Here is a 19,249-nt window from a genome sequence, read left to right as displayed (position 1 = left end):
AACCGTGACGCGCGGGGCCCGCGTTGGCTTCCGTGACGGGCGAGGGCAATGATGTGGCGGACCGTCCGCCGCCCCGGTCGACGGCCCGTTCCCCTACCGGGGGTGCCAGCGGGGCGTTCCGCTCCCTTGCGCCCCCACACGCCCGGGAGTTCACCTTTGTCCTCTGTGTTCTCTGTGCCGCAGCAACGGGCGAACGCCGAACCGGCGTCGCTCCAGGTCGCCCTCGTGGGCGCCGGACCGCGCGGCACCAGCGTCCTGGAACGCCTCTGCGCCTCCGCGCCGCAACTGCTGCCGCCGGGAGCGGCGCTGACGGTGCACGTGGTGGACCCCGCCCCGCCGGGCGCGGGCCGGGTCTGGCGCACCGGACAGCCGGGGGAACTGCTCATGAACACGGTCGCCTCCCAGGTGACCCTGTTCACCGACGACAGCGTGACCTGCGCGGGCCCGGTACGGCCCGGCCCGAGCCTGCACGAGTGGGCGGACGGCGCGATCGGCCCCGACGACTACCCGACGCGCGCGCTGTACGGCCGCTACCTGGAGTGGGTCTTCGCCCGCACGGTCCGCGAGGCGCCCTCTTCCGTGCGCGTCGAGACCCACCGCGCCCGCGCGGTACGCCTGGCGGACGCCGGTGACGGCCGGCAGATCCTGACGCTGGACGACGGCCGCGTACTGAAGCCGCTCACGGCCGTCGTCCTCGCCCAGGGCCACCTCCCGCTGACCCCCGGCGCCGAACAGCGCCGGCACGCCGGGTACGCCGAGCGCAACGGACTGCGCCACATCGCGCCCGCCAACCCGGCGGACGTCGACCTGACCGTCATCTCCCCCGGCGAGCCGGTGCTGTTGAGAGGACTCGGGCTCAACTTCTTCGACCACATGGCCCTGTTGACGACCGGCCGGGGCGGCAGGTTCATCAGGGAGGACCCCGAAGACCCGGACACCCAGGGCGTGTTGAGGTACGTCCCCTCCGGTGCTGAGCCCCGCCTGTACGCCGGTTCGCGGCGCGGAGTCCCGTACCAGGCGCGCGGCGACAACGCGAAGGGCCCGTACGGCCGGCACATGCCGCTGCTGCTGACGCCGGAGGTGATCGCGGGGCTGCGGGAGCGGGCGGAGCAGGGGGACGCGCCCGATTTCCTCACGGACATATGGCCGTTGGTCGCGAAGGAGGTCGAGACCGTCTATTACGCGGCCCTGCTGGGGCACCCGGACTTCGCCGGACGGTTCCTCGCCGCCGGGCACGGTTCGCCCGAAGAGGCCCTGATCCTGGACGAGTTCAAGGTGACGCCGGACGTCCGCTGGAGCTGGGAGCGGATCTCCCGCCCTTATACGGAACGGGAGTTCAGCGGTCCGGAGGCCTGGCGGGCCTGGCTGCTGGGGTACTTGAGGCAGGACGCGGCGCAGGCGGCGCTGGGGAACGTGGCCGGTCCGCTGAAGGCGGCGCTGGACGTGCTGCGGGACCTGCGCAACGAGGTGCGGCTGATCGTGGACCACGGCGGGCTGCGGGGCGCCTCCCGGCGGGACCACCTCGACCGCTGGTACACGCCGCTGAACGCGTTCCTGTCGATCGGCCCGCCGCGCCGCCGGATCGAGGAGCTGACCGCGCTCGTGGAGGCGGGCGTGGTGGAGGTGCTGGGGCCGGGGCTGGCGGTGCGGGAGGCGGACGGGGCGTGGCTGGCGCACTCCCCGGAGGTACCCGGGTCCTCCGTCCGTGTGACCACCGTCATAGAGGCCCGGCTGCCGGAGCCGGACCTGCGGACGACGGCCGATCCGCTGCTCGCGCGGCTGCTGGCGGACGGCGATTGTCGGCCATATGTGACGGGCGGTCACGACACCGGCGGACTCGACGTGACCCCCCGCCCCTATCACCTGATAGACCGTCAGGGCAAGCCGCATTCAAGGAGGTTCGCGTTCGGGGTGCCCACGGAGGGCGTGCACTGGGTGACGGCCGCGGGCGCGCGGCCGGGAGTGGATTCGGTCACCCTCGCGGACGCGGACGCGATCGCGAGGGCGGTGCTACGTGCGGCGACGGGACGGGCGGAAGAGAAGTCCGAGGCGAGCCCGTGGCCAAATGTTGAACTTGCAACTATCGATTAGGCATGCCTAACGTGGGTGACTCATTCGGTATCCCCTTCCCCTCGGCCGGACCCTGACCGGGCCGGCCGGACAAGACCGAAGGAGTCCCCCACATGACCGGACGCATCCACAGCGCCCAGCCATATGCCATCGGCCTGTTCCGTGTCGTCGTCGGCCTGCTCTTCGCCTGCCACGGCGCCGCCTCGCTCTTCGGTGTCCTCGGCGGTGCCGTCGGCACCAAGGGCGGCACCATCGACGCCGGCGTCTGGCCCGGCTGGTACGCCGCCGTCATCCAGCTCGTCTGCGGCACCCTCGTCCTGCTCGGCCTCGGCACCCGCGTGGCCGCGCTGATCGCCTCCGGCTCGATGGCGTACGCGTACTTCAACGTGCACCAGTCGATGGCCCTGTGGCCGATGGAGAACGGCGGTGAGGCGTCGGCGATGTTCTGCTGGGCGTTCTTCATCCTGATCTTCACCGGCGCCGGGGCGTTCGGCCTCGACACCCTCATCGGCCGCAAGCCGGCGGAGCGGGGCGGGGCCGAGCGGGAGAAGGTCGCGGCCTGACCCGCCGGTGACGATCCGTCCCCGGCCCAGCGCCGTGCCGGGGGACTTCAGCCACGAGGGCGCCCCCTGCCACGAACAGGGGGCGCCCTCGTCGTCGTAGGGGTTCAGCGGGTCGTACGCGGCTCAGCGCGTCGTCCAGGCGAACGGGACCGTGAAGCAGCCCACGCGCGCGCCGTGCGTGCCCGGGACGTCGTGGATGACGACCGAGCCCGCCTCGCCCTCCCGGAAGCCCCAGCCGTGCTTGGCGACGGCCCTGGCGTCGCCCGCGCGGTCGGTCGTGAAGTCCAGCCAGACCTCGTTGTCCGCGTTGACGTGCGCCGCGTCCGTGCCCGGCACGTGCTGGTAGTGCCCCCCGGCCGCCGCCGGGTCGGCGCCGCAGGGCTTCTGGTGGACGTGGACGCCGTACGCGTGCCCGGCGGGGAAGCCATGCACCTTGATGCCCACGACGGTGGCGCCGGCGTCGGCCGTGCGCTGGAAGACCTGGACGTACGCGCCGGCCGGGACCAGCTCCTGGTCGTAGGTGAGGGCATTCGAGGGGACGAGGGCGGTCGGGGGCGCGAACCGGGCGTCGGTGCGCAGGGTGAGATCGCGGGCCTCGCCGGGCCCGGCCGCGAGGAGGGCCGCCGTGAGGGCTCCCGCGGTGATCGCTGCCAGCATGGTCGTTCACCGTTCCTGGGGTGTCGTGATGGGTTTCCCCCTGTCGTCCGTGCTACGGGATCAACGAGCGGGCCGCCGCCAGGGCACGCCATTCGGATGAAGATCACGGGTTCGTCACATCCGCCCCCGATGAACCTCCTGTCACTCCTTGGGCGTACGCTGTATGGCTGTCATCGGGGGGAATCAGGGAGTCACGGTGTTGGAAAGTGTGGGGTCGCTGACCAGCGGCCCTTGGATCTACGCGCTGGTCGCCCTGTCCGTGCTCCTCGACGTCTTCCTGCCCGTGCTGCCCAGCGGAGTTCTCGTCATCACGGCGGCGACGGCAGCGGCGGCGGGCTCCGGGGCGGCCGTCGCGGGACAGGTCCCCCAGCACGTCCCCGACATCCTCTTCCTCATCCTCTCCGCGTCCTGCGCGTCCGTCCTGGGCGACCTGGTCGCCTACAAGCTGGCCTCGCGCGGCGGGGAGCGGCTGGACCGCGCGATCGCCCGTTCGCGGCGCCTGACGACCGCCCAGGCGCGCCTGGGCGACGCCCTGGCGCGCGGCGGCGGCCCCCTCTTCGTCCTCGCCCGCTTCGCCCCCGCCGGCCGCTCGGTCGTCTCCCTCGTCTCCGGCGCCGCCCACCGCCGCGTCCGCGACTTCCTCCCCTGGTCGGCCCTCGCGGGCGTCTGCTGGGCGGGCTACAGCGTGGCGCTCGGCTACTACGGCGCGCACTGGCTGGGGGCGAGCTGGCTGTCCACGGCGGTGTCGCTGCTGGCGCTGTTCGGGGCGGGGTCGGGGGCGGTCTTCTTGATGCGGCCCAGGGCGGCCTCGGCGTCGTAACGGGGCTCGGGAATTCGTACGACGGTCAGCTCGCGCTGGTCCTCCTGCCTCCCCGTATCTCCAGGCCGTCCAGCAGCTCGGCGGTGGCGCGGGCGATCGTCCGCACGGCGTGGTCGAAGACCTCTTGGTTGTGCGCGGCCGGGGCGCGGAAGCCGGAGACCTTGCGGACGTACTGGAGGGCGGCGGCCTGGATCTCGTCCTCGGTGGCCCGTTCGGGGAGGACGGGTGGGCGGAGGGTCTTGATGCTGCGGCACATAGGGCCAGTGTCGCTCTTGTGCCGCCGGTGAGGGGGCTCACCTAGGGAGCTTCCTTCGGGGCCCTTCCCGCGCGCGGGAGACGCTGGGACGATCATGGGCATGGCGGCCACCGTCTCGGGGCCGACCGGCGAAAGGACTTGTTCACCATGACGGACGACAAGCTGACCGTGGCGGTACTGGGCCCCGGCGGGGTGGGCGGCCTCCTGGCCGGCCTGCTGGCGCGCGAAGGACACCGGGTGGTGTGCCTGGCCGGCGAGGGAACGGCAGGGGTGCTGCGCACCGAGGGACTCCGGGTGCGCAGTGGGCAGTTCGGGGACTTCCACGCGCGCGTGGAGGCCGATACGGAGTTGCGGGTTCCGGTGGACGCGGTCCTGGTCACCGTCAAGCACACGGCCCTGGAGCCGGCCCTGGCCCGCGTACCGGCGTCCGCCCTGGGTGACGCTCTCCTGGTCCCGTTCCTGAACGGCGTGGAGCATCCGGCGGCCCTGCGCGCGCATCACCGGGAGGACCTGGTGGCGCCCGGGGTGATCCGCGTGGAGTCGACGCGGGTGTCCCCGGGGGTCGTCGAACACACCAGCCCCTTCACGGAGATCGACCTCACGGGCGTCCCGGAGTCCCGCCTGCTCCCCCTGACGACGGCCCTGTCCGAGGCGGGCCCGCGTACGAGGTTCCTGCCCGGCGAGACCGAGGTGCTCTGGGCGAAGCTGGCGTTCCTGGCCCCCTTCGCCCTCCTCACGACCCGCCATGCCGCCCCCATCGGCGACGTCCGCACCACCCACCGGGCCGAACTGGCGGCCCTGACCGAGGAGACGGCGGCGATCAGCACGGCGGCGGGCGCCCCCGCGGACCCGGCGGCCACCCTGGCCCGCTACGACGCGGTCCCGCCGGGCATGAAGTCCTCGATGCAGCGCGACGCGGAGGCGGGCCGCCCCCTGGAACTCGACGCGATCGGGCGGGCGTTGCTGAGGGCGGCGGAGCGGTACGGGGTGGCGGCGCCGGTGGCCGCGCGGGTGGTGGGTGAGCTGGAGGAGGCCCACCCGAAGCGGAATCGCATCCCGTAAAGCGAACAGTCGTACGACTCACTCGTTCGCGTGAACCCCTCGATGAACTCGCTTCTGAAAATCGAACAGGCGTAGCATTAGCCTCGTGGCTGAGACCTATGACTTTCCGAGCGACCTGCGCGCCGGTCAGGAGGAGCTGCATCAGGTCAGGGCCGAACTGTCGGCCCTGCTGAAGCGGTTGCCCTGGTCGGTCGAGCCGCTCGACGGCTTCAAGGACGGCGGGGGCTGGCGCAAGGTGGAGCGCCCCGCCTCCCCGGGCTGGTCGGCCGACGAGCAGGCCGAGGTGGAGAAGCTGCGCCGCCGGGAGCATGAGCTGGCGGTCTTCGTGACCGGCCACCGGTTCTGGACGGAGGTCGGGGCGGGGGACCGGGTGGAGGCCCGGATGCGGTTGAAGCGGGCGGAGGGGTGATGAGGGCCGGCTCCGGAGCTGTGGGGCCGGCCCTGGACTGTGGGGCCGGCCCGGAGTCAGGGCCGGCCCAGAGGAGCCGGCCCTGGGGAGCCGGCCTCGCATGGCCGGCCCCCCTCACCCAAGGGCTACAGCAGCCCCTTCATCTCCTTGATCTCCGCCTCCTGCGCGCTGATGATCCGCCCGGCGAGCGTCAGAGCGGGACCGTACTTCCCCTTGTCCTTCTCGACGGTCGCCATCGCGACGGCGCCCTCATGGTGCTCGACCATCATGGCCAGGAACTTCCGGTCGAACTCCGCCCCGGACGCCTTCTCCAGCTCCGTCACCTCGGCGGCGCCCATCATCCCGGCCATCCCGGAACCGCCGGTCATCCCGGAGCCGGTCATCCCCGAGCCGGTCGCCCCCGACCCGCCGGTCATCCCCGAGTGCCCGGAGTGATCCGCCCCGGCGGAAGCCGCCGGCACCTCCTCGCCCCACGCCTTCAGCCACCCGCTCATGGTCTCGATCTCCGGGTCCTGAGCCTTCTTGATCCGCTGCGCGAGATCCTTGACCCGCGCCGACGAGGCCCGCCCGGCGGCGAGTCCGGCCATCTCGACGGCCTGCCGGTGATGCGGGATCATCCCCTGCGCGAAGGCGACGTCCTGCGCGTTGTGCGCCCCGGCCGCCACGGAGGCCGAGGGAGAGGCGGAACCGGAAGCGGAAGCCGACGCGGACTCACCGCCACCGCCGCCACAAGCGGCGAGCGCGAGCGCGGCGGTCACCGCGACGGCCGCGTAACGGACCGGGCGCAGCCGCCCGTTGATGCTGTTGTCGATGCTGCTCATGCGTGAACTCCTGCATGTGAAGAGACCGTTCGGACACGACGGCGCACCGCACCACCCGAAAGGGGGCGGCCCGGCGCGCGAACTGTCTCTAGATCCGCAGGAGTTGGAGTTCAGCAAGGGAGGGCGGCGCCCGCGCCCCCTCGGGGTCCCCGGCGAGTCCGGCGCACCGGACTTCCTGCGGTACGCCGACGGCGACCGGGTCGGCGACCAGCGCCCCCAGTACCGGCGCCCCGCTCAGCCCCGCCGCCGAACAGGTCGGGTCGGCGTGCATGACGTGTCCGCCGCCGCAGTGCCCGTCCCCGGCACAGCCGCCGTGGACAACCTCACCGGAGCCGACGGCAACTCCGCCCATCGCAGGGCCACTTGCCGCCATGGCCGACGTACCGCCGCCGTGCCCGGTGCCGTGCGCCCCGCCGGGCGCCAGCCCGTGCATCGCGAGGAGTCCGGCCAGCACCCCGAGGACACAGAACGCGCGCCGCAGGACGGCGGCGGGGCGGTGTCGCTGGGGTCGGGTCACGGGGTCATCCTAGGGAACGCCTGTGCGCGCCACGGCGACCGACCCCCCGCTCGGCGCACCCGGCCGCCCCGCCGGACCCACGGCAAAGGCCCCCACCAGCGACGATGAGGGCCTTGCGACATGTGGGCGCGGACGGTTTCGAACCGCCGACATCCTGCTTGTAAGGCAGGCGCTCTACCCCTGAGCTACGCACCCGTCCCCGGAGTTCACGCACCCGGGACGAGTCGACAGCCTACCCTGCCGGGGGCGCGGTCCCGCAAACCCGTGCCGCCGGGGGTTATCCCCACCCCGGAGACGGGAGCGGGCCGGATCGCCCCGCACCCTCAACCGGCCTAGTTTCAGGGGCAGATCACGCCGACTCCGCCCAGGGGGACCCCCGCCATGACGGCCCGCACCCGCACCACCGCCCGCACCCTCCTCGCCACCACCGCGGCAGCCCTCCTCGCCCTCACCGCCACCGCCTGCGGCGCGCGGCCCTCCGACGACAAGGACCCCGACCACCGCACCTTCACCTTCAGCGGCCCCACCCTGACGATCGACTCCGACAACTCGGCGCTGGAGGTCGTCGCGGCCGACGGCAACAAGGCGGGACAGGTCGAGGTCACCCGCTGGTTCACCGGCTCGGTCCTGATCGGCAGCGACCCGAGACCCACCTGGTCCATGGACAGGAGCACCCTCACGCTGCGCCGGCACTGCTCCGGCATCGTCGTCGACTGCGCCGCCAAGCACCGTGTCCAGGTGCCACGCGGTGTCTCCGTGAAGCTGATCGGCGAGGACGGCGGCATCAAGGCCACCGGGTTCCGCGACCCGCTCGACATCCGCTCCGAGGACGGCTCGGTCCGCGTCAGCGACACCTCGGGCCCGCTGAACGTGCGCACCGACGACGGCTCCGTACGCGCCGAGGTCTCCTCCCGCGAGATCACCGCCCGCACCTCCGACGGCTCGCTCCGGCTGACCCTGACCGCCGTACCGGACCGGATCGACGCCCAGGGCGCCGACGGGAGCGTCACGATCGAGGTGCCGGCGGCGACGTACAAGGTGAGCGCGAAGGCCGACGACGGCAGTACGCGGGTGTCGGTGCCGCGCTCCGGCGACAGCGCCCACGAGATCACCGCCCGCGTCTCCGACGGCAGCCTCACCATCCGGCCGCGCCCCTGACCCGTATCGCGAACCGACCGCCCCGTGTGTTCGTCCTTCACCGGTGGGACAATGAAGTCCGGGCCGACGACTGCACGGGAGAGGGATGTGACGGCGACACCATCACAGCCGAGTTCGCCGCCGAGCGCACAGGACCGCCCCTACAGATCACACCCCCTAAGGGACGCCGCTCCCCTAAGGGCCACCCTTCCCCTAAGGGACGCCCTCCGCCCCCTAAGGGCCCCCCTCCCCGTAAGGGCCGCCCTCCGCCCCCTAGGGGACACCCTCGCGCTCCTCGCCGCCCTCCCCCTCCTCAGCGCCCTCGCCCTCCCCGCCGCCTTCGCCGGTGGCGGCACCCGGCGCTGGTTCGGCGGCCGGGCCGAAGGGCAGCGGGCGGAGGCGCAGGCCGCCAAGGACGCCGCCGCAGCCGCCTTCTACGAACTGGACACCGCCCAGCGCGACCTGCGGATCTCCATCGAGACGATCACCGCGGTCGACGACTCCCCGGCGGCCCGCCGCGCGATCACCGACTTCCAGCAGCTCGGCCGGCGCATCGACGAGGTCAGCGGCCAGTACATCACCGCCGTGGACGCCCACGACCTGGACCGCGACGACCTGGAGGCGTCCGCCGCCGCGCAGGCCCGCACCCAGCTCACCCGGGCCAAGGACGAGCTGGTCCGCGCCAAGCAGGACCTCGACCGGTACGCGAGCGGCCTGGGCCCGCTGCTCGGGAAGGCGGAGACCCAGCTGGCCCGGCTCGCCCCGGCCGTCGAACGCGGCCGGCAGGCGCTCCTTGCCGCCTCCAACGCGCTGGACGCCGTACGCGAGAGCGGTCTGAAGGCCGACGATCTCGCCGCGCGGCTGGCGGCGCTGGGGCCCGAGCTGACGAAGCTGAACCAGGGGGCCGGGCAGCACGGGGTCGCGGAGACCCTGGAGCGCGCGGAGCGGGTCGCGCGGGACGCGGAGGCGATCCGCGCGCAGGCCGGGCGGCTGCCGCAGCAGGCCGCCGACATCGATCACCGGCTGGTGTCGCTGCGCACCCGCGCCCAGGCGCTGACCACCCGTGCCGCGCAGGTCGACCCGGTGCTGAGCGAGCTGCGCCGCCGGTTCGCCGCCGCCTGCTGGCAGGACCTCCAGCGGGTGCCGCAGCAGGCCGCCGAGAACGTCCGGCAGGCCGAGGCGAAGCTGACGGAGGCGCGGGCCGCGCGGGAGGCGCAGCGCTGGCCGGACGCGACGGCGCTGCTGACGACCGTGCGCGCACTGCTGAACGCGACGGACGAGTCGGTGTCGGCCGCCGGGGAGCGGCTGACCAGGCTGAACGCCGTGCAGAAGGATCCGCAGCAGGAGATCGAGCGGACCCGGTTCGCGATCCGGGACGCGCAGCGGCTCGCGATGACCGGCCGCAGTACCCCCGATCCGCGGCACGCCCGGCCGCTGGACGACTCGGTGGCCCGCCTGGACCGCGCGATCGCGGGTCTTGAGGGGCGTCACCCGGACTACTGGCACTTCCTGACCGAGACGGAGGGGGTGCGGGAGACCGTGGCGGGCGTCGTCTCGCGGATCAGGGAGGAGCGGGGGACGCCGGGGCACTGAGCCGGCCCCGGTGACCTGGGGCGTTGCCCTCGCGGAGGGGCGGGCGGACACTGAAAGAGCCGCACCGAGTCGAGGAGGCGGAGATGGCTCTTCACCTGCCGCACGCCCACGGACCCCGTTTCCACTTCGACCGCCGCCGTGTCCGCCTCGACGACCGGCTCCCCGTCGACCACCGGCTGAACCAGGTCTACCGGGCCGGCGCCGGCCTGATGGGCGTGTTCCTGCTCGCCTTCGGCATCCTGGGCGTCATCGACAGGATCGGTTTCTTCGACACGGGCGGGGACACCGTGTGGGGGCTGAGCACCAACGGCGCGCTGAGCTGGCTGTCGATCGCGGCGGGGCTGCTGCTGCTCGCCGGGATGACCGTCGGCGGGAACTTCGCGTCGACCCTGAACATGACACTCGGCGCGCTGTTCGTCCTGAGCGGCTTCCTCAACCTGGGCCTGCTGGGGACCGCGCAGAACTTCCTGGCCTTCAAGATCCAGAATGTGCTGTTCAGCTTCGCGGTCGGGCTGCTGCTGATGGTCTTCGGGATGTACGGCCGGGTCGGCTCGGCGCTGCCGCACGACAACCCCTACTGGAGAGCCCGCCACCCCGGAAGGTGACGGGCTCTCGCACCCCGTAGACCCTTGGGTCCCCTAGGACCCCCAAGTCCCTCAGGTCCCCCAGGGCCCTCAGGGGATCAGGTGCGGTACGCGTAGTAGTACGCGTTCGGGTACGACGCGAGGACGCTCGACAGGGAACGCCGGTAGGTGTTCGTCGAGTGGTACGTCAGGTACGGCATACCGTTCGAGACGTACGAGACGATCATGGTGTGGTCCTTGGAGCCGTCCCGGTCGAAGTCGACCTGGAGGACGTCGCCGACCTGCATCTGGTAGACGTTCGCGAGGGCCGTGGTGCGCTTGGAGTTCTGCGCGTACCAGGACCACTCGTTGACACCGACGAACGAGTACGACTGGATGTCGCTGTTGCCGAACCACTTGGTGTAGTCGTACACGTACCCGGGCTCGTGCTTCCAGCCGCCGGCCTTCAGGGACTGGCTGACGAAGTTGGTGCAGTCGCCGCCCGCGCCCTGCCCGTTGAAGTTCGGGTAGGCGGTGTTGTAGTTCGACCAGTACTGCTCCGCGTACGTGGCCATCGCCTTGTAGTCGTACGTGCCCGAGGTGAGGTTCTTCGGGACGGCGGCCGGGTTGCGGGTGGTCGCGGCGCGGGCGGCGGCCGGCATGTCGGTCGCGGCGGCGGCCGGCTTGACGGTGGCGACGGCGGGGGCGGCGACCTGGTTGACGGCCGTGCCGCCGGTGTCGGTCGCGCGGACGCCGGTGAGCTGCCAGTCGCCGTTCGGGCCGGCCTGGAAGGTCAGCTGGTGGTGGGCCTGGAAGCCGGTGGTGGCGGGCTCCTTGCCGGTGACCTTCTCGTAGGTCAGCGTGGTGGTCTCGGTGACGTCGGCCTTGGCGGTGCGGCCGGTGACCTTGACCTTGTCGAGGGCGACGCTGGTGGCGCCCTTGCTGTACTTCTCGCCGAGCTTGGCCAGCTGCGTCTTGCGCTGGGTCAGCCGGCCGAGGGTGCTGCTCTCGGCGCTGTTCTGCTGGGACGACAGCTTGACGCGCCCGTGGAAGCCGTGGGTCAGCGGCTTCGGGGACGTACCGGTCTTCGTGTCGTCGACCAGCGCCTCGGTGCGGTCGGTGAAGACCGCGTCGGCGAGCTTCTGGAAGGTCGCCCGGGTCCTGGCGTCCACCGTCGGGTCGGCCGGGGTGGCCGCCCCGGCGGACCAGTTCGGGAGCAGCGCGACACCCGCGGCGACCGAGGCGGCGGTCGCCGTGAATATGGTGACGCGACGCCGCGAACGGCTCAATTTCCTTGACTTCACTGATAGTTCCCCTCTTGCCCCGGCGGGAGGGATGCCGGGGTAGCGGAATCCTTGCATGCCGTGTGTGGCTCTTGTGAAGAAGGTCGGCCCGGCGGGCGGGAGAGTTATCAGACCGTCACTGGGCCGCACGCGAAACGGTCATTGCACCACCGTCGACCAGTCCGGCGACTGGGCCGGGTCCAACGTCCGCAGCCGCGCCAGGGTTTCGGGGCTCTGGACGTCCATCCAGTCGGCCAGCTCCCTGAAGGACACGCACTTGACGTCCTTCTTGGTGCACATGTTCTTGATGGCGTGGTCGACGGCCTTCATGTAGATGCCGCCGTTCCAGTCCTCGAAGTGGTTGCCGATGAACAGGGGCGCCCGGCTGCCGTAGTAGACCCGGTTGAAGCCGGCCATGTAGGAGTCGATGGTCTGCTGCTGCCAGCCGGCGTACTTCGCGGGGTCGCCCTCGGTCTCGCCGTTGCTCTGGTTGTAGAGGAAGTTGAAGTCCATCGACAGCGCCTGGATGTCACCGAACGGCAGCCCCTGGAGCGGGAAGTCCCACATCCCGTCCTTCTTGGCGGGCCAGATCTGGAAGCCGCCGGGCGAGGAGGCGTCGTAGCGCCAGCCGTAACTCTTCGCGGCCTTCAGCAGGTTGTCCTGGCCTTCGAGGCAGGGCGCGCGGCCGCCGGTGACTTCTTTCCTGAAGTCGAAGGGCAGCGGGTCGATGCTCTTGAAGCCGGTGTTGGTCTTCCAGTTCTCGACGAACGAGTAGAACTGGTCGATCTCGCTCTTCCACTCCTCAACGCTCCAGTCGCCGCCGCCCTTGGCGCCGCAGAAGTGCCCGTTGAAGTGGGTGCCGATCTCGTTGCCCTCCTCCCAGGCCCGGCCGAGCTGTTCCAGCGTGGTGCGGATGTGCTCGTCGGTGGCGTAGCTGATCGCCGCGCTGCCCTGGGAGTGCATCGGCGGGTTGTAGAGGTTCTTCTTGCTCTTGGGCAGCAGGTAGATGCCGGTGAGGAAGAACGTCATGTGCGCGTTGTACTGCTGCGCCATGCTCCGGTAGTGGGAGAAGAGCTGGTCGTCGCCCTGGAGGGCGCCGTCCCAGGAGAAGACGACGAACTGGGGCGGTTTCTCACCGGGCTTGAGCGGCTCGGGCTTCAACTGCCCGGTCTGCGGGCCGGTGTAGGACGTCGAGCCGTCCCCGAGCACCTTGGTCTTGCCGTCCCAGGGCTCCTCGCCGGCCTTCACCCCGCTCTGTCTCCCGGCCTGTTCGACCGCGGTGGGCGTGGTGCGGTCGGTGCGGGAGAGCACGAGGTAGCCCGCGAGCAGCGAGGCGACGACGAGGAAGGCGGCCAGGGAGAGGAAGCCGGCCCGGGGACGCGCGGCGGCAGCGGGGTTCGGCCGCGGCTTCGGGGGCTTGCGGCGGCGGCCCGACGGTTGTTTCATGTGCGGCTCATTCTGCTGGGGGACGACGGCTGGTCACGGTGGTCCGGCCCGGTGGTCAGCCGAGCGAGCCCACGGCCCGTGACCAGATGCCGTACGGGACGCTGCCGGCCGGGGTGCCGGCGACGCCCTCCAACGGCAGGGGTTCGAGGCTCTTGGTGAGGTCGATGCGGTAGACGACGACCGCCGTGGAGACCTTCGCGGCGGTGCCGACGTACCAGGAGGCGGTGTCCTTCTCGTTGCCGCCGGACTTGCCGGCGATCCGCGCGGCGGACGGGGCGGCGCCCGGGTGCGCGGCCTGGAAGGAGTCGGCGAGCGCGGCGGTCACCTCCTCGGCGACCTCCGCCCGCACGGCCCGCCGCGCGTCGGCCACGGTCAGCTCGACGGGGCTGCCGTTGCGGGTCAGTCTGCTCACCGAGTACGGCTCGGTGTGCATCCCCTCGGCGGCGAACGTGCTGTACCCGCTGGCCATCCGGATCGCGCTCGGCGTGGAACTCCCCAGCGACAGCGCGGGCACCTGCGCGCCGATGCTCGACGACAGCAGCCCGGCCGCCTCGGCGGTCCTGCGGACGTTCTCCAGACCGGTGTCCATCCCCAGCTGCATGAACGGCGTGTTCACACTGAGCGCGAGCGCCCGCCGCAGCGAGATCGACCCGTACGACTTCCCGTCCTCGTTCTTGGCCGCGACCGGCTTCCCGCTGCGGTCCCAGTACGGCCCCTCGGGCGTGCGCAGCAGCACCTTGTCGTCGCCGTCGTACACGGTCTGCGCGGTGACCGACTCGACCGGTCCCTCCCGCGTCTTGCGCACCCCGTGTTCGAGGCCGGCCGCGTACACGAACGGCAGGAACGCCGAACCGGCGGGCACCGTCGTCGCGTTGGACTCGTTGTAGCCCTGCGTACGGTGGTCGGGGCCGCCGTAGACGGCGAGGATCCGGCCGTCCGAGGCGACCGAAGCCGCCCCGTAATGAGCCGACCTGGCGGCGGCCGGGTCGTCCTTCTTCGCCTGCTCGCGGGCCTTGGCGACCGAGTCCGTCAGCTGGGTCTCGCGGTTCTTGTCGAACGTCGTGTAGATCTGGTAGCCGCCGAGGTCGAAGTCCTTGTCGGAGATGTTCGCGGCCTTCTTGGTGTACTGGACAGCCAACTCGACCAGGTAGTCGGTCTGTTGACCGGTGTCATAGAGCGGGTTGGTCTTCAGCGGCTCGGGGAACGTCGTGTACTTGGCGCGTTCCGTCTTCGACAGCTTGCCGATCTCGACCATGCGGTCCAGGATCCACTTCCAGCGCTCCTCGGCGCGGGCGTGGTTGGCCTTGGACAGCGTCGGGTCGTACAGGCCCGCGCCCTTGAGCAGCGAGGCGAGCAACGCGCCCTCGCTGGCGTTGAGTTCGCCGACGTCCTTGCCGTAGTAGGCCTGGGCGGCGCGCTGGATGCCGTACGTGCCCCGGCCGAACCAGCTGGTGTTGAGGTAGCCCTGGAGGATGTCGTCCTTGCTCATCTGGTTGTCCAGCTTGAGCGAGATCATCGCCTCGGTGAACTTGCGGCTGAGGGTCTGGTCCTGGTTCAGGTAGACGTTCTTGACGTACTGCTGCGTGATCGTCGAGCCGCCCTGGGTGTCGCCCGAGCCGATCGTGCGCAGCAGGGCCCGGCTGATGCCCTTCACGGAGATCCCGGGGTCGCTGTAGAAGCTCGCGTTCTCGGCGGCGAGGACGGCGGAGCGCACGTCCTCGGGGACGTCCTTCAGCGGCATGTCCTGGCGCTGGACCCAGCCCGTGCGGGCCATCGGGGTGCGGTCGGACCAGAAGAAGACGTTGTCCTGCTGCTTGGCGTAGGAGTTGAGGTCCGGGATGTCGGTCGTGGCGTAGGCGACGCCGAGGAAGAGGAAACCGAGCCCCGCGCCGGTGAGGAGGCCGACGGCGCCCTGCCGCCGGGAGGGCACCCAGCGGCGCCAGCCCTGCCGGCCCGGACGGGGGTACTGGGGGCGCAGTCTGTGAAGATACGGGGCGAGCGGGGCGAGCCGGACCTTGAGGGCGGCGAGGAGCCGCCGCACCGGGGACGGCCGGAGCTCTTTGCGCCGCTCCAGCCGGCTGCGCCCCTCGGGTATCTCCTCGGGTATCTCCTCGGGTATCTCCAGGTCGGCGATCCGCAGCTGCATCGTCTCGTCGGCCTTCGGAATGCCGGCGGGAATCTTCAACTGCATCGTCTCGTCGGGCCGTTGCCGCCGCTGCTGCTCCGGCTCCCGGGGCTCCTCCCCCTCCCCCCGTCTGGTCACGACAGCGTCTCCCTCCGCACTCGTGGCTGCCGCGCGCGGTGGGCGCACAGGCGAACGGGGGTCACTCTGTCGCCCTGGTCACGGCTGCGAACCCCCCGCGTCCCCCCGACCTCACGGTGCTCGCGGCCCGCTCAAACTACCAGTGGCCTTCGCAAGTTCTCCACACGCGAAAGCGACAGAAATGAACGCAATCACTGACCACGGCGGGAAAGAGGGGGGTGGTTCTTGGTCACACCTCACTAGTGTGACCCTCATGCCTCGATACGAATACCGCTGCCGCACCTGCGGGGACACCTTCGAACTGTCCCGCCCGATGTCCGAGTCCAGCGCCCCGGCGAACTGCCCCGCCGGGCACGGGGACACGGTGAAGCTGCTGTCGGCGGTGGCGGTGGGTGGCACGGCGAGTGCGGCGCCGCGGCCGCAAGGGGGCGGCGGGGGCGGGGGCTGCTGCGGCGGAGGGTGCTGCGGGGGTTAGCCCTCGCATAGACCCCCAAAAAGAACCCGGCCGCTCAAGCCCCCAGCCCCGCAAGCCCCCAACCCTCACCCTTTGGCCGCCCCCAAAAACTCCCGCAATATCCGCTCCCCCGCCAGCACCCCCCGCTCCGGCAGCGCCACAACCCCCTCCGCCACCCACCCGCTGTCCGCCAACTCCCCATGCCCGGGCCGCCATCCCCGGTCCACGGCCTCCAAGAGGTCCGCGTCCAGCAGAGAATCCCCGGCCCCCACCGACAGCTCGGCCCCCACCCGCCGCACGACCTCCCGCACCGCCGCGCTCTTGGTCAGCGGGCGGGGGACGACGTACAGCTTGCGGCCCTGCAAGGACACGCCCCAGCCCAACTCGTCCGCCCAGGCCGTCAGTTCCTTCACCCAGGACTCCGGCAGCAGCTCCCGCTCCACCACCAGGTAGGCGAACAGCTCCTCGGCGACGCGCTGTTTGCGCAGCCACACGGGGTCCGTGACGGACGTCAGGTGGGCCTCTATCTCCGCCAGCGGGGCGCACTCCGAGGACAGCCGGGACATCACCCGCCGGCTCCAGTCGGCGTCGCTCACCCCGTCCACCAGGAGATGGCCGCCGTTCGCGCAGATCGCGTACTTCGGGGCCGGGCCCGGCAGGTTGATGCGCAGGTACTGCTTGCGGGTCCGGGTCGTCGTCGGCACGAACACCGACACGTCCCCCAGCTCCGTCAGCAGCCGGGCCGCCGTCTCGGTCATGAAGGACAGCGGACGGCTCTCGTGCACCTCCACGCACAGCAGGCGCGGCGCGCGGGCGTCGGGCATGGTCAGCGCGAGGGCCGACGGGGAGTAGATGAGCGTACGGTCGAGATCGCTCGCCACGAGGACCGGCATCAGACCGTCACCGCCTTGCCGTCGGCGCCGGTGGCGCCCCGGGTGTACTGGGGGTGGATCAACCCCATGCAGGTGTACGGGAGTTCACCGACCTCCTCGACCGGCACCCCGCGCTGCGCGGCCAGCAGCCGGACGTGGTCGAGGTCCGCGCCCGCCCCGGCCCGCGCGAGGATCTTCCACGGCACCCGCCGCAGCAGCACCCGCGTCGTCTCCCCCACCCCGGGCTTGACGAGGTTCACGTCATGGATCCCGTACTCGGCGCTGATCCGCTCGACGGCGGCCCACCCCTCCCAGGTGGGCGTACGGTCGCTGGCCAGCAGCTCCTTGACCGCCACCGCGACCGTCTCCACCACCTCGGGGAACCGCGCCGACACCGCGTCCAGGAACCCGACGGAGACGTCGGCCCCGGCCAGCTCGCGGTAGAACTTGGCGCCGTGGAAGTCGTCGGGCCCGACCAGGTCCGCCCGCAGGACAGTTCGCGAGATCAGCCCGGACACGGTCGAGTTGAGGCACGCCGAGGGGATCAGGAAGTCCTCCCGGGTGCCGTACGTCCGGACGCAGGAGCCGGGGTCGGCGAGCACCGCGATCTCCGGGTCGAAGCCCGTCGCGCCCCCCGCCTCCTCGAACTCCCTTACGGCGGCGGCGAGTTCGCGGGTGATCGCGCCCTTGCCGGTCCAGCCGTCGACGAACACCACGTCCGCCGGGTCGTGACGGTCGGCCAGCCAGCGCAGCGCGTTGGCGTCGATGCCCTTGCCCCGCACGATCGACACGGCGTAATGCGGCAGTTCGAGCCCGTACCGGAAGCCGGCCCAGCGCCGCATCAGCACCCCGACCGGGGTCCCCGCGCGGGCCAGCGAGACCAGCACCGGACGCGGCGACCGCTCGGCGAGCACCGTCTCCGTGACCACCCCGACGGCCTGCGCGAGCCGCGCCGAGGAGGCGTCCAGGGCCGTCTGGAACAGGTCCTGGTAGGACTCGTTGGGCTGGTACTCGATCGGCAGGGACTCCGCGTAGTGCGCGCCCCCGCTCTGCACGGCCTCCTCCCGCTCCTCGGTCGGCGCCTCCAGGACCACCTCGGAGAGGTCCTGGAGCAGCCAGCCGACCTCCTCCGGCGCGTACGAGGAGAACGCGGGTCCGCGCAGGGGCTCGGGCAGCATGGAGGGCCTTTCGGAGACGTACGGGGGGACGTACGAGGGGACGACCGCGAGGACGACGTGCGGGGCGGCGGCGGCGAGCTGGGCCAGCAGGCCGCCGGGGGCGTGGAGTTGAGGGGTGTCGGCGGTGGAGTCGACGACGAGGACGACCGCGTCGAAGCCGGCGCCGGCGATGTTGTAGACGAAGCGGTCGCCGGGGCCGTCGGCCGGGTCGTCGTGCGCGGGGAAGGTCAGCCGGGTGCGGATCGCGTACCCGGGGTCGTCGACGGCGAGCACGGGTGAGCGGGTCGTCGTCGAGTAGCGCACCTCCGCCGCGATCACCGCCTCCAGTTCGCGGGCGATCCGCAGCGGGGTGTACATCAGCTCCTCGAAGCCGAGCACCGACACCCGCCGGGCGTCCTGCGGCAGCGCCTCGGCGAGCCGGGCGGCCATGGCGGGCAGCGCCGCGTCCAGCCGTACCCGGTGCTGCGGGGTGAAGCCGTGCCGCCCGCCGTCGGGCAGCCCGCGCGGCCACAGCAGCTCGACGCGGCCGACGCGGCCGTACGGCGGCTGCGGCGCGCGGCTCTCGTCGTGCCGCTCGACCAGCGCGCGGCCCTTCTCCAGGACGTCCTCCGGGAGCGTGACCGTGCCCGAGGCCGCCGCGACCAGGTCGACGCTCGCGCCGATCTCGCGGGCGAACTCCGCGAGCCGGCCCGCGTCCTGGGCGGAGCGCATGTCGACCAGGGCGACCACCACGTACCGGCGTCTGGGGTAGCGCTCGTGGAGGTCGCGGATGGTGTTGAGGACGGTGTTGCCGGTGGAGAACTCGTCGTCGACGAGGACCAGCGGGCCGGCGCCGGCGAGCAGGGCGGTGTCCTCGGGCAGCAGCAGGTGGGACGTGGCGTGCGAGTGGGCCTCCTCGAAGCCGCCGGCCGGGGCGACTCCGGCCACCGGGCGGCGCGTCGAGTGCAGATACGTCACCCCGCCGAGGCCGTCGGCGACCGAGTGGCCGAGGCTCGTCGCGGTCTCCGCGTAGCCGAGGACGACCGCAGAATCCGCGTCGGCGCCCAGGAGTTCGCGCACCCGGCGGCCCAGCGCGATGCCCTGGCCGTAGACCACGGACGGGGACTGCGGGACGTGCTTGCCGAGCACGTTGGAGACGAGGAGATGCGCGCGCCGGGGGTTGCGGCGCAGGGCGAGCCCCAGCATGCCGGGCAGCGCGGCGTCTCCCGCCAGCTCGACCCCGAGCCGCCGCGCGACCCAACTGCCGGACCAGACCTGGTCGTTCACTTCGTTCCTCACCGCTCGA

Annotated in this window: 18 protein-coding genes and 1 tRNA gene; 9 read left to right on the top strand and 10 right to left on the bottom strand. The window is 72.0% G+C overall.

What is annotated here, in order from left to right; all coding sequences use genetic code 11:
• Nucleotides 1-165 precede the first annotated feature (165 nt).
• Together ACYUD3_RS25265 and ACYUD3_RS25260 are read left to right on the top strand one after the other, a co-directional pair.
• A complete protein-coding gene (locus ACYUD3_RS25265) occupies nucleotides 166-2,091 on the top strand; it encodes an FAD/NAD(P)-binding protein (RefSeq protein ID WP_470973992.1) in 1,926 nt (641 codons plus the stop codon).
• A 92-nt stretch (nucleotides 2,092-2,183) separates the two neighbouring features.
• Complete coding sequence (locus ACYUD3_RS25260; protein ID WP_470973989.1) at nucleotides 2,184-2,633, top strand: DoxX family protein; 450 nt, start codon at nucleotides 2,184-2,186, stop codon at nucleotides 2,631-2,633.
• Between the two features lie 123 nt (nucleotides 2,634-2,756).
• On the opposite strand, the gene ACYUD3_RS25255 is transcribed toward ACYUD3_RS25260, so the two are convergent.
• Nucleotides 2,757-3,290, bottom strand: a complete 534-nt coding sequence (locus ACYUD3_RS25255; protein ID WP_470973986.1) for a superoxide dismutase family protein — start codon at nucleotides 3,288-3,290, stop codon at nucleotides 2,757-2,759.
• A 196-nt stretch (nucleotides 3,291-3,486) separates the two neighbouring features.
• On the opposite strand from ACYUD3_RS25255, the gene ACYUD3_RS25250 reads away from it, so the two are divergent.
• Entirely contained in the window at nucleotides 3,487-4,110 is a 624-nt protein-coding gene (locus ACYUD3_RS25250; RefSeq protein ID WP_470973984.1) for a DedA family protein, read from the top strand.
• Nucleotides 4,111-4,135: 25 nt separating this feature from the next.
• Here the strand turns inward: ACYUD3_RS25250 and ACYUD3_RS25245 are convergent, their stop codons facing one another.
• On the bottom strand, nucleotides 4,136-4,366 hold the full coding sequence (locus tag ACYUD3_RS25245; RefSeq protein ID WP_470973982.1) for a DUF2277 domain-containing protein: 231 nt from the start codon (nucleotides 4,364-4,366) through the stop codon (nucleotides 4,136-4,138).
• A gap of 147 nt (nucleotides 4,367-4,513) precedes the next feature.
• On the opposite strand from ACYUD3_RS25245, the gene ACYUD3_RS25240 reads away from it, so the two are divergent.
• Together ACYUD3_RS25240 and ACYUD3_RS25235 are read left to right on the top strand one after the other, a co-directional pair.
• Nucleotides 4,514-5,428 carry a ketopantoate reductase family protein gene (locus ACYUD3_RS25240; protein ID WP_470973980.1) on the top strand — a complete coding sequence of 305 codons (915 nt, stop codon included), beginning with the start codon at nucleotides 4,514-4,516 and terminating at the stop codon, nucleotides 5,426-5,428.
• An 85-nt stretch (nucleotides 5,429-5,513) separates the two neighbouring features.
• Nucleotides 5,514-5,837 carry a hypothetical protein gene (locus ACYUD3_RS25235; protein ID WP_470973977.1) on the top strand — a complete coding sequence of 108 codons (324 nt, stop codon included), beginning with the start codon at nucleotides 5,514-5,516 and terminating at the stop codon, nucleotides 5,835-5,837.
• A 125-nt stretch (nucleotides 5,838-5,962) separates the two neighbouring features.
• On the opposite strand, the gene ACYUD3_RS25230 is transcribed toward ACYUD3_RS25235, so the two are convergent.
• The 3 genes from ACYUD3_RS25230 to ACYUD3_RS25220 all read right to left on the bottom strand — a co-directional run bounded on the left by ACYUD3_RS25230 (nucleotide 5,963) and on the right by ACYUD3_RS25220 (nucleotide 7,370).
• A complete protein-coding gene (locus tag ACYUD3_RS25230) occupies nucleotides 5,963-6,658 on the bottom strand; it encodes a DUF305 domain-containing protein (RefSeq protein ID WP_470973975.1) in 696 nt (231 codons plus the stop codon).
• 88 nt (nucleotides 6,659-6,746) lie between these two features.
• A complete protein-coding gene (locus ACYUD3_RS25225; protein WP_470973973.1) occupies nucleotides 6,747-7,175 on the bottom strand; it encodes a DUF6153 family protein in 429 nt (142 codons plus the stop codon).
• A 123-nt stretch (nucleotides 7,176-7,298) separates the two neighbouring features.
• A tRNA-Val gene (locus ACYUD3_RS25220) sits at nucleotides 7,299-7,370 on the bottom strand.
• Nucleotides 7,371-7,556: 186 nt separating this feature from the next.
• On the opposite strand from ACYUD3_RS25220, the gene ACYUD3_RS25215 reads away from it, so the two are divergent.
• The 3 genes from ACYUD3_RS25215 to ACYUD3_RS25205 all read left to right on the top strand — a co-directional run bounded on the left by ACYUD3_RS25215 (nucleotide 7,557) and on the right by ACYUD3_RS25205 (nucleotide 10,510).
• A complete protein-coding gene (locus tag ACYUD3_RS25215; protein ID WP_470973971.1) occupies nucleotides 7,557-8,333 on the top strand; it encodes a DUF4097 family beta strand repeat-containing protein in 777 nt (258 codons plus the stop codon).
• An 87-nt stretch (nucleotides 8,334-8,420) separates the two neighbouring features.
• Nucleotides 8,421-9,905 carry a hypothetical protein gene (locus tag ACYUD3_RS25210; protein WP_470973970.1) on the top strand — a complete coding sequence of 495 codons (1,485 nt, stop codon included), beginning with the start codon at nucleotides 8,421-8,423 and terminating at the stop codon, nucleotides 9,903-9,905.
• 83 nt (nucleotides 9,906-9,988) lie between these two features.
• Nucleotides 9,989-10,510 carry a DUF4383 domain-containing protein gene (locus ACYUD3_RS25205; protein ID WP_470973967.1) on the top strand — a complete coding sequence of 174 codons (522 nt, stop codon included), beginning with the start codon at nucleotides 9,989-9,991 and terminating at the stop codon, nucleotides 10,508-10,510.
• A 77-nt stretch (nucleotides 10,511-10,587) separates the two neighbouring features.
• Here the strand turns inward: ACYUD3_RS25205 and ACYUD3_RS25200 are convergent, their stop codons facing one another.
• The 3 genes from ACYUD3_RS25200 to ACYUD3_RS25190 form a co-directional block, all read right to left on the bottom strand.
• On the bottom strand, nucleotides 10,588-11,772 hold the full coding sequence (locus ACYUD3_RS25200) for an amidase domain-containing protein (RefSeq protein WP_470973966.1): 1,185 nt from the start codon (nucleotides 11,770-11,772) through the stop codon (nucleotides 10,588-10,590).
• Nucleotides 11,773-11,910: 138 nt separating this feature from the next.
• The gene (locus ACYUD3_RS25195; protein WP_470973963.1) at nucleotides 11,911-13,197 is read right to left on the bottom strand and encodes a polysaccharide deacetylase family protein; all 1,287 of its coding nucleotides are present in this window, start codon (nucleotides 13,195-13,197) and stop codon (nucleotides 11,911-11,913) included.
• Nucleotides 13,198-13,252: 55 nt separating this feature from the next.
• Entirely contained in the window at nucleotides 13,253-15,388 is a 2,136-nt protein-coding gene (locus ACYUD3_RS25190; protein ID WP_470974218.1) for a transglycosylase domain-containing protein, read from the bottom strand.
• 325 nt (nucleotides 15,389-15,713) lie between these two features.
• Here ACYUD3_RS25190 and ACYUD3_RS25185 point away from each other — a divergent pair, with 325 nt between their 5' ends.
• Complete coding sequence (locus tag ACYUD3_RS25185) at nucleotides 15,714-15,935, top strand: FmdB family zinc ribbon protein (RefSeq protein ID WP_470973960.1); 222 nt, start codon at nucleotides 15,714-15,716, stop codon at nucleotides 15,933-15,935.
• A gap of 65 nt (nucleotides 15,936-16,000) precedes the next feature.
• Here the strand turns inward: ACYUD3_RS25185 and ACYUD3_RS25180 are convergent, their stop codons facing one another.
• Together ACYUD3_RS25180 and ACYUD3_RS25175 are read right to left on the bottom strand one after the other, a co-directional pair.
• Nucleotides 16,001-16,807, bottom strand: a complete 807-nt coding sequence (locus tag ACYUD3_RS25180) for an HAD family hydrolase (protein ID WP_470973957.1) — start codon at nucleotides 16,805-16,807, stop codon at nucleotides 16,001-16,003.
• Nucleotides 16,807-19,230, bottom strand: a complete 2,424-nt coding sequence (locus tag ACYUD3_RS25175; protein WP_470973954.1) for a phosphoribosyltransferase — start codon at nucleotides 19,228-19,230, stop codon at nucleotides 16,807-16,809. Before ACYUD3_RS25175 ends, ACYUD3_RS25180 begins: the two co-directional genes overlap by 1 nt.
• Nucleotides 19,231-19,249 lie beyond the last annotated feature (19 nt).

The organism is Streptomyces sp. AMJ-169, assembly GCF_055597585.1.
Note: the sequence above shows the minus strand (reverse complement) of the source record. Positions and strands in the feature narration are given on the sequence as shown.

What these genes read in the sequence shown, in the direction of transcription:
- ACYUD3_RS25255 (WP_470973986.1), bottom strand. Translation starts at nt 3,290, where the DNA reads ATGCTGGCAGCGATCACCGCGGGAGCCCTCACGGCGGCCCTCCTCGCG.
- ACYUD3_RS25180 (WP_470973957.1), bottom strand. Translation starts at nt 16,807, where the DNA reads ATGCCGGTCCTCGTGGCGAGCGATCTCGACCGTACGCTCATCTACTCC.
- ACYUD3_RS25205 (WP_470973967.1), top strand. Translation starts at nt 9,989, where the DNA reads ATGGCTCTTCACCTGCCGCACGCCCACGGACCCCGTTTCCACTTCGAC.
- ACYUD3_RS25215 (WP_470973971.1), top strand. Translation starts at nt 7,557, where the DNA reads ATGACGGCCCGCACCCGCACCACCGCCCGCACCCTCCTCGCCACCACC.
- ACYUD3_RS25195 (WP_470973963.1), bottom strand. Translation starts at nt 13,197, where the DNA reads ATGAAACAACCGTCGGGCCGCCGCCGCAAGCCCCCGAAGCCGCGGCCG.
- ACYUD3_RS25245 (WP_470973982.1), bottom strand. Translation starts at nt 4,366, where the DNA reads ATGTGCCGCAGCATCAAGACCCTCCGCCCACCCGTCCTCCCCGAACGG.
- ACYUD3_RS25240 (WP_470973980.1), top strand. Translation starts at nt 4,514, where the DNA reads ATGACGGACGACAAGCTGACCGTGGCGGTACTGGGCCCCGGCGGGGTG.
- ACYUD3_RS25260 (WP_470973989.1), top strand. Translation starts at nt 2,184, where the DNA reads ATGACCGGACGCATCCACAGCGCCCAGCCATATGCCATCGGCCTGTTC.
- ACYUD3_RS25190 (WP_470974218.1), bottom strand. Translation starts at nt 15,388, where the DNA reads ATGCAGTTGAAGATTCCCGCCGGCATTCCGAAGGCCGACGAGACGATG.
- ACYUD3_RS25185 (WP_470973960.1), top strand. Translation starts at nt 15,714, where the DNA reads ATGCCTCGATACGAATACCGCTGCCGCACCTGCGGGGACACCTTCGAA.
- ACYUD3_RS25230 (WP_470973975.1), bottom strand. Translation starts at nt 6,658, where the DNA reads ATGAGCAGCATCGACAACAGCATCAACGGGCGGCTGCGCCCGGTCCGT.